This window comes from Actinomadura sp. NEAU-AAG7 (assembly GCF_018603865.1).
GTDB classification, from domain to species: domain Bacteria; phylum Actinomycetota; class Actinomycetes; order Streptosporangiales; family Streptosporangiaceae; genus Spirillospora; species Spirillospora litoris.
The window spans coordinates 579416-592670 of record NZ_JAHFZY010000003.1; the positions used below are offsets into that span (position 1 = coordinate 579416).

General features: G+C 74.4%; 9 protein-coding genes. 8 read left to right on the forward strand and 1 reads right to left on the reverse strand.

What is annotated here, in order from left to right:
* Positions 1-53 precede the first annotated feature (53 nt).
* The 7 genes from KLI87_RS17315 to KLI87_RS17345 all read left to right on the forward strand — a co-directional run bounded on the left by KLI87_RS17315 (position 54) and on the right by KLI87_RS17345 (position 11863).
* Positions 54-1217 (forward strand): hypothetical protein, encoded by a 1164-nt coding sequence (locus tag KLI87_RS17315; RefSeq protein WP_214617855.1) that lies wholly within the window; start codon positions 54-56, stop codon positions 1215-1217.
* A gap of 324 nt (positions 1218-1541) precedes the next feature.
* Positions 1542-6101: a glutamate synthase large subunit gene (gene gltB, locus KLI87_RS17320; RefSeq protein WP_214617856.1), complete on the forward strand. Its 4560-nt coding sequence runs from the start codon at positions 1542-1544 to the stop codon at positions 6099-6101.
* Between the two features lie 15 nt (positions 6102-6116).
* Positions 6117-7580, forward strand: coding sequence for a glutamate synthase subunit beta (locus tag KLI87_RS17325; RefSeq protein WP_156218420.1), 1464 nt, complete (start codon positions 6117-6119; stop codon positions 7578-7580).
* Between the two features lie 125 nt (positions 7581-7705).
* Positions 7706-8113 carry a helix-turn-helix transcriptional regulator gene (locus tag KLI87_RS17330; protein ID WP_214617857.1) on the forward strand — a complete coding sequence of 136 codons (408 nt, stop codon included), beginning with the start codon at positions 7706-7708 and terminating at the stop codon, positions 8111-8113.
* 113 nt (positions 8114-8226) lie between these two features.
* Positions 8227-8676: a VOC family protein gene (locus tag KLI87_RS17335; RefSeq protein ID WP_156218418.1), complete on the forward strand. Its 450-nt coding sequence runs from the start codon at positions 8227-8229 to the stop codon at positions 8674-8676.
* Positions 8677-8785: 109 nt separating this feature from the next.
* The gene (locus KLI87_RS17340; protein ID WP_214617858.1) at positions 8786-10693 is read left to right on the forward strand and encodes a M48 family metallopeptidase; all 1908 of its coding nucleotides are present in this window, start codon (positions 8786-8788) and stop codon (positions 10691-10693) included.
* Between the two features lie 291 nt (positions 10694-10984).
* Complete coding sequence (locus KLI87_RS17345) at positions 10985-11863, forward strand: hypothetical protein (RefSeq protein ID WP_214617859.1); 879 nt, start codon at positions 10985-10987, stop codon at positions 11861-11863.
* A gap of 13 nt (positions 11864-11876) precedes the next feature.
* On the opposite strand, the gene KLI87_RS17350 is transcribed toward KLI87_RS17345, so the two are convergent.
* Complete coding sequence (locus tag KLI87_RS17350; RefSeq protein ID WP_214617860.1) at positions 11877-12584, reverse strand: helix-turn-helix transcriptional regulator; 708 nt, start codon at positions 12582-12584, stop codon at positions 11877-11879.
* A 55-nt stretch (positions 12585-12639) separates the two neighbouring features.
* Between KLI87_RS17350 and KLI87_RS17355 the strand changes: the two genes are divergently transcribed.
* Positions 12640-13194 carry a type 1 glutamine amidotransferase domain-containing protein gene (locus tag KLI87_RS17355; protein ID WP_156218414.1) on the forward strand — a complete coding sequence of 185 codons (555 nt, stop codon included), beginning with the start codon at positions 12640-12642 and terminating at the stop codon, positions 13192-13194.
* The last annotated feature ends 61 nt before the right edge of the window (positions 13195-13255 follow it).

Here is a 13255-nt window from a genome sequence, read left to right on the forward strand (position 1 = left end):
CCCCTGGCGCGGCCTCGCGCGGCACGGCCCCGCGGGTTGTAGTCTGCGCGGTCGTGGACTCCGATGACCCGGGCCGCCGCGAGGGCGGTCCCCGCCGAGCCCCGGTGAGCCGCTCCGGCCGCGGGCGGGCGGCCCCGCGCCGCACGTCCGGCCGGTCCGCCGCGCCCCGCGGCGCCGGGCAGGGCCGCCCCGGTCGGCGCCCCCGCCCCGCCCCGCGCCCCGAGGTCCCCCGTCCGGAGGTCCCCTACCAGGACCCCGCCGGCTACGAGGCGCCCTACGACGACGCGTCCTACCAAGATCAGGCGTATCAGGACCAGGCGTACCAGGAACCCGTGTACGCCGCGGCGCCGCGCGAGACGCGGCGTCCCGCCAAGGGCCGCAAGCGCCCCTCCGGGCGCGGAGGCTCCCGCACGCCCCGCCGCCCCGCCGCCTCCGGCGGCGACCCCGGATCGGCCCGGCGCCCGCGCGCCGCGCTCGGGTCCCGCGCCTACTTCGGGGCCGCGGGCGCGCTCGGCGCGGTGGTGATCGTCGGGCTGGGCGCCGTGGTCCTGCTGCGCGGCGGCGACGACCCGGTCCCGACCCACGCGCCCGCCGCGGTCATCGGCCGTCCGGCGGGGAGCGGACCCTCGCCGACGTCCTACTCCAGCTCGCCGACGTCCGCCGCCTACGCGGGGATCGCCGCGCGCACGTCCGACGCGGGACCGCTGACGGCCGGCGAGGCGTTCCCGCCCTCGGCGGCGACAATTCCGGTACCCGACAGTGACGTGAAGTTGACTCTGCGTACCAAACGACTGGACGGCGACTGCGCCGCCGCCGTCTGGGGCGCCACCGTCGCCGCCGACCTGCGGCGCGGCGGCTGCACGCAGGCGGCGCGGGGCCTGTACGCGAGCACGGGCCGGGGCGAGCGGGCCTACGGCATGGCCGTCGCGGTGTTCAACCTGGCCGGTTCCGCCGACGCCGACCGGTTCGTGGGGCTGCTCGACCGCACGCGCGGCGGCGGCTTCGTCCGGCCGCCGGCCGCGACCGGGCCGCTCGGCGCGTTCGGCCAGGGCTTCGGGATGGCGCGGGGCCTCGCCATGGGCCACTTCGCGGTCGTGTCCTGGGCGCAGCGGCTGGACGGCGGCGGCGACGAGCGCGACGAGACGCTGCTGTCGCTGCTGATCGAGGGCGGCAAGGCCCCGGCGGTCCTCGGCCGGGCGGCCCGCGCCCCCCGCTGACCCGCCCCGACTCACCCGCGCCTTCAGAGAGAAGCCGACCGGCCACTCTGAGCAACTCTCTGCCTCCCGCCGGTAAACATCCCTCCCCGGTGATGATTTTCACCGGGATCGGATGCCCTGTCCCGGCGGGGCCTCCGGCTATCCTGGTCTAAACCACTCAGAGATGTCGCACAGCCGATGAGCGCGGAGAAGTTTCGCGATCCGGTGTAGTCGGGCATGATCCCGACAGTGCTGTAATGTCATCTCACCGCAGCAGGGCCAACGTCGTCCCGGTCTGCACTGACACCGAAGCAGTGAACCGACACGACGACGACGGGAGGGTCGATGGCTTCTGCTGCCCTCACACCACCGGGCCGCCCCCATTCCCAGGGGCTCTACGACCCGGCGAACGAGCACGACGCATGCGGCGTCGGCATCGTCGCCGACCTGCACGGACGCAAGAGCCACGACATCGTCCAGAACGCGCTGACCGTCCTGCGGAACCTGGACCACCGCGGGGCCGTCGGCGCCGAGCCCGACGACGGGGACGGCGTCGGCATCCTCGTCCAGATCCCCGACGCGTTCCTGCGCGAGGTCTGCGACTTCGCGCTGCCCGAGCCGGGCCGGTACGCCGCCGGGCTGGCGTTCCTGCCCGCGGGCCGCGACGAGCGCGAGGCCGCCGTCGCGCAGGTGGCGGCGCTCTGCGCGGAGGAGGGCCTGACGGTCCTCGGCTGGCGCGAGCTGCCCTACGACCCCGACTTCACCGGCCCCGCCGCGCGGCGGGTCATGCCGCACTTCGCCCAGCTCTTCGTGGCGCCCGCCGCCGGCGGCCCGCACGAGGGGAAGGCGGGCCTGGAGCTGGACCGTGCCGTCTTCTGCATGCGCGAGCGCGCCGAGCAGGACGCGCCGGTCTACTTCCCGAGCCTGTCCAGCCGGACGATGGTCTACAAGGGGATGCTGACGACCCCGCAGCTCCAGCCGTTCTTCCCCGACCTGTCCGACCCCCGCTTCACCAGCGCGATCGCGCTGGTCCACTCGCGCTTCTCGACCAACACGTTCCCGGCCTGGGAGCTGGCCCACCCGTACCGGTTCATCGCCCACAACGGCGAGATCAACACGGTGAAGGGCAACCGGAACTGGATGCGCGCCCGCGAGGCGCTGCTGGCCTCCGACCTGATCCCCGGCGACCTGTCCCGGATCTTCCCGGTGATCGACATCGAGGCGAGCGACACGGCCTCCTTCGACGAGTGCCTGGAGCTGCTGCACCTGGGCGGCCGGTCGCTGCCGCACGCGGTGCTGATGATGATCCCCGAGGCGTGGGAGAACCACGCGGAGATGGACGCCGAGCGCCGCGCGTTCTATGAGTTCCACTCGACGCTCATGGAGGCGTGGGACGGCCCGGCCAGCGTCAGCTTCACCGACGGGACGCTCGCGGGCGCCGTGCTGGACCGCAACGGCCTGCGCCCCGGCCGCTACTGGGTGACCGACGACGGCCTGGTCGTGCTGGCGAGCGAGGCCGGGGTGCTGGACATCCCCTCCGCCAAGGTCGTCCGCAAGGGCCGCCTGCAGCCCGGCAAGATCTTCCTGATCGACACCGAGGCGGGGCGGATCGTCGAGGACGACGAGGTCAAGGCCGAGCTGGCCGCCGAGCACCCCTACGGCCGGTGGCTGCACGAGGGCCTCGTCCGGTTCGAGGAGCTGCCGCAGCGCGAGCGGGAGATCCCGACGCACGAGACGCTCGTCAAGCGCCAGCAGACGTTCGGCTACACGCTGGAGGAGCAGCGCGTCATCCTGTCGCCGATGGCGCGGACGGGCGCGGAGCCGATCGGCTCGATGGGCACCGACACCCCGGTCGCGGTGCTCTCGCAGCGTCCGAGGTTGCTGTTCGACTACTTCAAGCAGCTGTTCGCGCAGGTCACGAACCCGCCGCTGGACGCGATCCGCGAGGAGCTCGTCACCTCGCTCCAGTCCACGCTCGGGCCGGAGGGCAACCTCCTGGAGCCCGGCCCGGACTCGTGCCGGCGGCTCGTGCTGCCGACCCCGATCCTCGACAACGACGAGCTCTCCAAGATCATCCACATCGACGACGAGGGCTCGCTGCCGCACCTGCACGCCCACGTCGTGCACGGCCTGTACGACGTCGCCGGCGGGGGAGCGGCGCTGGAGGCGCGCCTGGCGGAGATCAACTCCGAGGTGAGCCGGGCCATCGACGCCGGCGCGCGGATCATCGTGCTGTCGGACCGCGGCGCCGACTCCGCCCGCGCCGCGATCCCGTCGCTGCTGCTCACCGGCGCCGTCCACCACCACCTGATCCGGGAGAAGACCCGCACCCGGGTCGGCCTCGTGATCGAGACCGGCGAGGCCCGCGAGTGCCACCACATGGCGCTGCTGATCGGGTACGGCGCGTCCGCGATCAACCCCTACCTCGCCATCGAGACCGTCGAGGACCTCGTCCGCGGCGGCGCGATCGAGGGCGTGCCGTCCGGACGGGCCGTCCGCAACCTCGTGAAGGCCTACGGCAAGGGCGTCCTGAAGGTCATGTCGAAGATGGGCGTGTCCACGGTCGCGTCCTACACCGGCGCGCAGATCTTCGAGGCGATCGGGCTCGGCGCGGACGTGGTGGCGCGCTGCTTCACCGGGACGACGTCCCGGCTCGGCGGCGTCGGCTTCGACGTGCTCGCCCGCGAGGTCGCCGCGCGGCACCGCCGCGCCTACCCGGCGGGCGGCAACGAGCCCGCGCACCGCACGCTGGAGGTCGGCGGCGAGTACCAGTGGCGCCGCGAGGGCGAGCCGCACCTGTTCGACCCGGACACGGTGTTCAAGCTCCAGCACGCGACCCGCACCCGCCGGTACGAGATCTTCAAGGAGTACACCTCCGGGGTCGACTCGCAGGCCGGGCGGCTGATGACGCTGCGGGGCCTGTTCCGGCTCCGCGAGGGCGAGCGGCCGCCGGTGCCGATCGAGGAGGTCGAGCCGGTATCGGAGATCGTCAAGCGGTTCTCCACCGGCGCGATGTCCTACGGCTCGATCTCGGCCGAGGCGCACGAGACCCTCGCGATCGCGATGAACCGGCTCGGCGGCAAGTCCAACACCGGCGAGGGCGGGGAGGACCCGTCCCGCTTCGTCCCGGACGAGAACGGCGACCTGCGCCGCAGCGCGATCAAGCAGGTCGCCTCCGGCCGGTTCGGCGTCACCTCCGAGTACCTCACCAACGCCGACGACATCCAGATCAAGATGGCGCAGGGCGCCAAGCCCGGCGAGGGCGGCCAGCTCCCCGGCCACAAGGTCTACCCGTGGATCGCCAAGACCCGGCACTCCACGCCGGGCGTCGGGCTGATCTCGCCGCCACCGCACCACGACATCTACTCGATCGAGGACCTCGCGCAGCTCATCCACGACCTGAAGAACGCGAACCCGGCGGCGCGGGTGCACGTCAAGCTCGTCTCCGAGGTCGGTGTCGGGACGGTCGCGGCCGGGGTGTCCAAGGCGCACGCCGACGTCGTGCTGATCTCCGGGCACGACGGCGGCACCGGCGCCTCGCCGCTCACCTCGCTCAAGCACGCGGGCGCGCCGTGGGAGCTGGGCCTCGCCGAGACCCAGCAGACGCTGCTGCTGAACGGGCTGCGCGACCGGATCGTCGTGCAGGCCGACGGGCAGATGAAGACCGGCCGGGACGTGGTCGTCGCGGCGCTGCTCGGCGCCGAGGAGTTCGGCTTCGCGACCGCGCCGCTCGTGGTGTCGGGCTGCGTGATGATGCGGGTCTGCCACCTCGACACCTGCCCGGTCGGCGTCGCGACGCAGAACCCCGTCCTGCGCGAGCGGTTCGCCGGGAAGCCGGAGTTCGTCGTCAACTTCTTCGAGTTCGTCGCCGAGGAGGTCCGCGAGTACCTCGCGGCGCTCGGCTTCCGGACGCTGGAGGAGGCGGTCGGGCGCGTCGAGATGCTCGACACCCGCGAGGCCGTCGAGCACTGGAAGGCGGCCGGGCTCGACCTCGCGCCGATCCTGCACGCGCCCGAGCGGGCGCCCGGCGCGGCGCTGCACCGCGTCGCCGAGCAGGACCACGGCCTGGAGAAGGCCCTGGACAACACGCTGATCCAGCTCGCCGAGGGCGCGATCGCGTTCGGTGACGCGGTGCGGCTGGAGCTGCCGATCCGCAACGTCAACCGGACGGTCGGCACGATGCTCGGCCACGAGGTGACCCGGACGTGGGGCGGCGGCGGGCTGCCCGACGACACCATCGACGTCACCTTCACCGGCTCGGCGGGCAACTCCTTCGGCGCGTTCGTGCCGCGCGGGATCACGCTGCGGCTCGTCGGCGACGCCAACGACTACGTCGGCAAGGGCCTGTCGGGCGGGCGGCTGACGCTGCGCCCGCACCCGGGCTCGGCGTTCGCGGCCGAGGAGCAGATCATCGGCGGCAACGTCATCCTGTACGGCGCGACCTCGGGCGAGCTGTTCGCCCGGGGCGTCGTCGGCGAGCGGTTCTGCGTCCGCAACTCCGGCGCGACCGCCGTCGTCGAGGGCGTCGGCGACCACGCCTGCGAGTACATGACCGGCGGCCGCGCGGTCATCCTCGGCCGGACGGGGCGCAACCTCGCGGCGGGGATGTCCGGCGGGATCGCCTACGTCCTGGACCTCGTGCCCGAGCGGGTCAACGGCGAGATGGTCGACCTGGAGCCGCTCGACGAGGCCGACCTGGAGTTCGTCCGGACGCTGGCGGCGCGGCACCTCACCGAGACCGGGTCGCGGGTCGCGGCGCGGCTGCTGGCCGACTGGGACACCGCCGCGCTCCGCTTCACCAAGATCATGCCGCGTGACTACCGGCGCGTCCTGGACGCGATGGCCCAGGCCGAGGCCGAGGGGCGCGACGTCGACGAGGCCGTCATGGCCGCCGCGCAGAGCTGAGAGGGGGATCCGCACATGGCCGACCCGAAGGGTTTCCTGACCGCCGGACGGGAGCTTCCGAAGCGCCGCCCGGTCGACGTCCGCATCCGGAGCTGGTCGGAGGTCTACGAGGACTTCGGCACCGACCGGCTGGAGCGGCAGGCGAGCCGCTGCATGGACTGCGGCATCCCGTTCTGCCACCAGGGCTGCCCCCTCGGCAACCTCATCCCCGAGTGGAACGATCTGGTCTACCGGGGGGACTGGCACGAGGCGATCGAGCGGCTGCACGCCACCAACAACTTCCCGGAGTTCACCGGGAGGCTGTGCCCCGCCCCGTGCGAGAGCGCCTGCGTCCTCGGCATCAACCAGGACCCGGTGACGATCAAGCGGGTCGAGGTCGAGATCATCGACCGGGCGTTCGCCGAGGGCTGGGTGCGGCCGCGCCCGCCCGCGGTGAAGACCGGCAAGAAGGTCGCGGTCGTCGGCTCGGGGCCCGCCGGGCTCGCCGCCGCGCAGCAGCTCACCCGCGCCGGGCACGACGTCACGGTGTACGAGCGCGCCGACCGGATCGGCGGCCTGCTGCGCTACGGCATCCCCGAGTTCAAGATGGAGAAGCGGCACCTGGACCGCCGGCTCGCGCAGATGCGCGCCGAGGGCACCGCGTTCCGCACGTCGGTGGACGTCGGCGTCGACGTCACCGCGGACGAGCTGCGCGCCTCCCACGACGCCGTCGTCCTCGCGGGCGGCGCCACCGTCTGGCGCGACCTGCCCGTCCCCGGGCGGGAGCTGAACGGCGTTCACCAGGCGATGGAGTACCTGCCGCCGTCCAACCGGGCGCAGGAGGGCGACTTCGCCGAGTCGCCGATCTCCGCGAAGGGCAAGCACGTCGTGGTGATCGGCGGCGGTGACACCGGTGCCGACTGCGTCGGCACCGCGATCCGGCAGGGCGCCGCGTCCGTCACCCAGCTGGAGATCATGCCGAGGCCGCCGGAGACCCGGCCCGACGCCCAGCCCTGGCCGACCTACCCGATGCTGTTCAAGATGGAGAGCGCCCACGAGGAGCTCGCCGGGCTCGGCGGCGACCGCGTGTACGCGGTGTCCACGACGGAGTTCGTGGGCGACGCCGACGGGAACGTGCGGGCGCTGCGGCTCGTCGAGGTCGGCGGCCCCTCGACCGGGTTCAAGCCGATCGAGGGCACCGAGCGGGAGATCCCGGCGGAGCTGGTCACGCTCGCGATGGGCTTCCTCGGCCCGCAGCGCGAGGGGCTGCTCGACCGGCTCGGCGTCGAGCTGGACCAGCGCGGCAACGTCGTCCGCGACGCCGACTACCGGACGTCGGTGGACGGCGTGTTCGCCGCCGGCGACATGGGCCGCGGCCAGTCGCTGATCGTCTGGGCGATCGCCGAGGGCCGCGCCGCCGCGCACGGCGTCGACGCCTACCTCAGCGGGGAGACGGCGCTGCCGTACCCGATCCCGCCGACCGCGCGTCCGATCGCCTGAGCACCCACCGCCTGAGCACCCACCGCCTGGGCACCCACCGCCTGGGCACCCACCGCCTGGGCACGGAGACCGGCCGGTCGCCCCGACGCGGGGCGCCCGGCCGGTCTCCGTGCGACCATCGGGGGATGGGGGACGGACCGGACATCGCGGTGCTCCACCGGCTGCGGCTGGCCAAGGACGCCATGGACCGCGACTGGGCCGAGCCGCTCGACGTCGCCGCCGTCGCCGCGCGCGCCGGGTACTCGCCGTACCACTTCGTCCGGCTGTTCCGCGACGCCTACGGGGAGACGCCCGGCCGCTACCTCGCCCGCCGCCGCATCGAGCGCTCCAAGGACCTGCTCCGCTCGGCCGACCTGACCGTCACCGACATCTGCATGCGGGTCGGGTTCAGCAGCCTCGGCACGTTCTGCACGCGGTTCAAGCAGATGGAGGGGATGACGCCCACGCAGTTCCGCGCGGGCGCCCGCCGCACGGCCCCCGACCCGGTCCCCGGCTGCTTCGTGATGTTCTGGGCGGGCGGCTTCCGCGCCTGACAGGGGTTCCGGTCGGGCCGGTAGCAATTTTGAAGAAGTCCGGCCGCCCCGGCGGGACCTAGCGTGACCAGCCGGGGAACCTCCCCGATGACGTCCGCGAAGGGAGCACGAACATGATCACCGCGCTCGGCCTGGCCACCGTCTGGGTGCTCGACCAGGACTCGGCCCTGGAGTTCTTCACCGGCAGGCTCGGGCTGGAGGTCCGCGACGACCGCACGCTCGGCGAGGGCGGGATGCGCTGGGTCACGGTCGGCACCAAGGACCAGCCCGACCTCAAGATCGCGCTGATGGTGCCGGGGCCGCCGTCGATGGACCCCGCCTCCGCCGAGCGGTTCAGGGCGCTGCTGGCCAAGGGCGTCCTCGGCGCGGGGGCGTTCACGGCCGACGACTGCCAGGCGACCTACGAGGAGCTGTCGGCGAAGGGCGTCACGTTCGTCCAGCGGCCCGAGCGCCGCCCCTACGGGATCGAGGCCATCTTCCGCGACGACTCGGGCAACTGGTTCAGCCTCACCGAGCGGTTCGAGACCCTCGACGAGTCGGCGTCCTGGGCCGGCTGCGACTAGAAGATCGCGCACCGGAGAACCGGGGGACGCCCGCGCCGGGCCCCGCTACCATTTCGGCACCCTGAAGATCGTCTCGCGTCGCGGGACCCGGTAGCGATGAGAACCCCCTGTGAAGACCTCCTTACGCGCCGCCGTGGCCGTCGCGCTGCTCGCGGGCTACTACCTGCTCACCCTCGCCGTGTTCGCCGTCGCCGGGCTGGCGCTCCACCTCATGGTCCGCGCCCCCGGCCTCGCCACCGTCAAGATCGGCGTGGGCATGCTGGTGGTGTCGGTGCCGCTGCTCGGCGCGCTGGTCAAGGCGTCCAGGCACCGTCCCGAGCCGCCCGGCGGCCTGCCCGCCGGACGGGCCGAGGAGCCCGCGCTGTGGGCCGCGATCGACGAGCTGGCCGGGCGGATCGGCACCCGCCCGCCCGACGAGGTCCGGTTCGTCCCGGACGTGAACGCCGCGGTGAGCGAGGAGACCCGCTGGTTCGGCCTCGCCGCCCGCCGCCGCTACATGATCGTCGGGGTGCCGCTGGTCGAGGCGCTCACGGTCGCCCAGCTCCGCGCCGTCCTCGGCCACGAGCTCGGCCACTACGGCGGGCGGCACACCCGGCTCGGCGGCATCACCTACCGCGGCTCGGTCGCGCTGGAGCGCACGCTCGGCGCGCTGGAGGGCGGCGGCGGGCTCAGCGCCGTCCTGGGGAAGGTCTTCACCGGGTACGCGAAGGTCTACTTCCGGGTGTCGCAGGCGGTGCGGCGCTCCCAGGAGATCGAGGCCGACCGGTTCATGGTCGAGCTGTCGGGGCGGGAGGCCGCCGCGGCCGCGCTCCGGTCCGTCCGCGTCACCGCCGCCGCCTGGGCGTTCTTCCTGAACCGCCTCGCCGCGCCCGGCGCCCGCTACGGCCTGGTCCCCGCCGACCTGCTCGGCGGGTTCCGCGCCGTGCTCGCCGAACCGGTCCGCCTCGCCGAACTGGGCCAGGTGCTGGACGAGCCGGAGGAGCGCGACCCCTACGACTCGCACCCGACGCTCGCCGAACGGCTCAGGGCCATCGCGGCCTGCCCCGAACCGGACGGGCTCGTCCCCGACGCCCGTCCCGCGACCGCCCTCCTCACCGACCCGGCCGCACTCGGGGAGCGGCTGGGCGCCGCGATGTTCGGCGCCGACGCCACCGCGCTCGGCTGGGACGACCTCGCCGCCCGCACCGCCCGGCTCCAGGCCGACGAGGCCGCGCTGGACCTGCTCACCGCCGCCGAGCGCACCGGGGGCACCAGCCCGGCCGCGCTCGGGACGGTCCTCGCCGACCTGGAGCGCGGCGCCGGGCCGGCGCTGGGCCGGGAGCTGTCCGGCGGCACCCGGGAGCGGCCCGAGGCGCTCGTGGGGCACCTGCGCGCGCTCGTCACCTCCGCGCTGCTGGCGTCCGGACGGGTCGCCGCCCGGCTCTCCTGGTCGGGCGAGCCCGTCGCGCTCACCGGCCCGGACGGCACCGTGATCGACCTGGTGGCCGTCGTCCCCGACGTGTTCGGCCCCGCGCACGTCCCGGCGCTCCGCGACTGGCTGACCGGGTGGGGCGCCGACCCCGCCCACCGCCCCGAGGCGCCCGGCCGGGCCTCCGTCGACCTCGTGGGCGTGCTGTACGGGGTGGAGGAGGACGGCGACTTCTACGACGCGCTCGTCCTGGACGTCGGCGTGCTGTTCGTGCGGATCTCGGCGGCCGAGGCGATGCGCGGCGGCATGTCCACCCTCCCGGTCCGGGAGCGGATCGGGAGGCTCCTCGACAGCACGCCCGCCGAGCTGCTCGGACGCGACGGAAGCTGGCTCCTGGACCGGGACGCCGTCGTCCAGGCGACGTTCTGGGCCAGGAAGGACCAGTGGGCGGTGCGCTTCCTCGTCCGCCGCACCGAGGACGACGGCACCGTCCACGAGGGCCGCCTCCGGGTCGGCGGCAAGCCGCCCTGCACCGACCTGGCCGAGGCGCAGCGCGCCCTGCGGGTCCTGTTCGGGTCGCGCGTCCAGTGGTCGGAGGCGAAGGTGTGACCGCCCCGCGCGAGGCGGCGTCGGGGCAGGTGCGACGCGTGGGGCGCGCGCGTCAACTTGTGCTCCCCGATGCGGTCGGCTACGTTCGGCCACGCGACGGCCGGACACCGGCAGGCGGCGCCGGTCACCGTGTCGCCGCAGGTCGCGCGGACTCCCGCACCCCGCACGCGGGACATCAGGGGCCCGGCCACCCACCGCTGGGGTGGCCGGGCCCACCCACGCCGCGGGCGTCCGCGGCGGTGTCCGTTTCCTACAAGACCGGTTCGCGGCGGCCGCCCTAGCGTGGGGCCCATGAAGGTTCTGAACGACGCCGACCTGGCCCGCGCCGAGGAGTGCCTGCTGCGCGACGGGCGCCTCATAGACCGCCACCGCTTCGCCCTGCACTTCCGCGGCGGGCGCGCCGAGCCCGTGCTGGCCGCGCTCCGCCCCTACGAGAACCCCGACGGCGGATACGGGCACGCCCTCGAACCCGACCTGCGCGGCGAGGGCAGCCAGCCCGTCCCCGCGCAGCACGCCCTGGAGATCCTCCACCAGGCGGGCGCGAGCGACGACCCCGCCGTGGCGCGCATCGGGGACCACCTGGCGTCCATCACCTACGAGGACGGGGGAGTGCCGTTCGTGCTGCCCTCCGTCCGGGAGACGCCGCACGGCCCGTGGTGGCAGTCCTCCGGCGAGGAGCGCGGCACGATCAACCCCACCGCCTCGCTCGCGGGCCTGCTCCACCGCGCCGGATCCGACCACCCGTGGCTCGGGCCCGCCACCGCGTTCTGCTGGCGGCACCTGGAGGACGAGGGCGCCGAGCCCGGCCCCTACGACGCCCTGGCCATCCTGATGTTCCTCGACCACGTCCCCGACCGCGACCGCGCGGAGGCCGCCTTCGCCCGCGTCCGCGACGCGCTCGCCGCGCCGGCGACCCTCGACCCGTCCGCCGAGGGCGCGGTGCACTCCCCGCTCGACTTCGCCCCCGCCCCCGGCGGCCTCGGGCGGCGCCTGTTCACCGCCGAGGTCATCGACGCGCACCTGGACGCGCTGATCGACGCGCGGGGCGAGCACGGCGGCTGGGACGTCAACTTCCCCGTCTGGACGCCGGTCACCCGCCACGACTGGCGGGGGTTCCTGACCGTCGAGCGCCTCCGCACGCTGAAGGCGTACGGCAGGCTCAAGCCCTGACGCCCCCGGAGGGTCACAGGAGGGCGCGGATGGGCTCGCCCCCCAGGTCCCGCACCTCGTGCGCGAGGTGCGCCTGGTCGGCGTAGCCCGCCGCGTACGCCACGTCCGCGAGCGGCCCCCCGGTGCGCGCCAGCCGCAGCGCCCGCTGGAACCGCAGGACGCGCTGGAGCGTCTTCGGCCCGTACCCGAACGCCGCCAGCGACCGGCGCCGGAGCTGCCGCTCGCCCACGCCCAGCTCGTCGGAGACCGCCCGGACCGACCCGTGCGCCAGGCCCCGCACCACCGCGGGCACCAGCGGATCGGCGGGCCCGGCCGCCGCCGCGCGCGCCGCCACCGCCGCCACCAGCACCGCGCCGCGCTCCCGCGCCGTCCGCGCGGCCGCGACCGCCTCCGCGAGCCGGTCGGCCTCCGTGCCCCACAGCTCCCGCAACGGCGGCCGCACGTCCCGGACGGCGTCGGCCGGCACCCCCAGCACCGGCGGCGCCGCGCCCGGCCCGAACCGGACCGCGACCATCGCGTCGCCCGGACGCAGCAGCGCCGGGGCCGGGCCGGTGTCGGGCCCGGCCACCATGATCCCCTCCTGCGACCAGATCAGGTCCATGCACCCGTCCGGCACCACGCGCTGCAGGTACGGGTCGGCGCCGGGGGGCAGCGCGGCCTCCCAGGCGCACACCAGCCCCGCGACCTGGAGCGGCGTCTCGCGATAGCCGGTCGGGTTCATGCCTCCTGCATACCATCGCGATCCATGGGCAGGGGCCATGGGGAGGGAGGACAACATGCCGACAGATCCGCACGTCAGGACCATCGCGTTCCTCTGCGCCCCCGAGGGCACCGAGCAGGTGGAGCTCACCGAGCCGTGGAAGGCCGTCGAGAAGGCGGGCTGGACGCCGCGCCTCGTCTCCACGCAGTCCGGACGTATCCAGGCCTTCGACCACCTCGACAAGGCCGACACCTTCCCCGTCGACACGACCGTGGAGGTGTCCGGGCAGGACGCCTTCGACGCGCTCGTCCTGCCCGGCGGGGTCGCCAACCCCGACTTCCTGCGCACCGACCCCCGCGCCGTGGGCTTCGCCCGGGCGTTCTTCGAGGCGGGCAAGCCCGTCGCCGTCATCTGCCACGCGCCCTGGACGCTCATCGAGGCCGACGTGGTCCGGGGCCGCACGATGACCTCCTGGCCGAGCCTGCGGACCGACCTGCGCAACGCGGGCGCCACCTGGGTGGACGAGGAGGTGAGGATCTGCGCGGCCGGGCCCAACGTCCTCGTGTCCAGCAGGCGGCCGGGCGACCTCGCGGCGTTCTGCCGGACCGCCGTCGAGGTGTTCGAAGGGTGAGACGGCCACTTCTGGTCTAGACCTCTGACCTAGACCAATCGGTGAACCCGAGGTGACCACA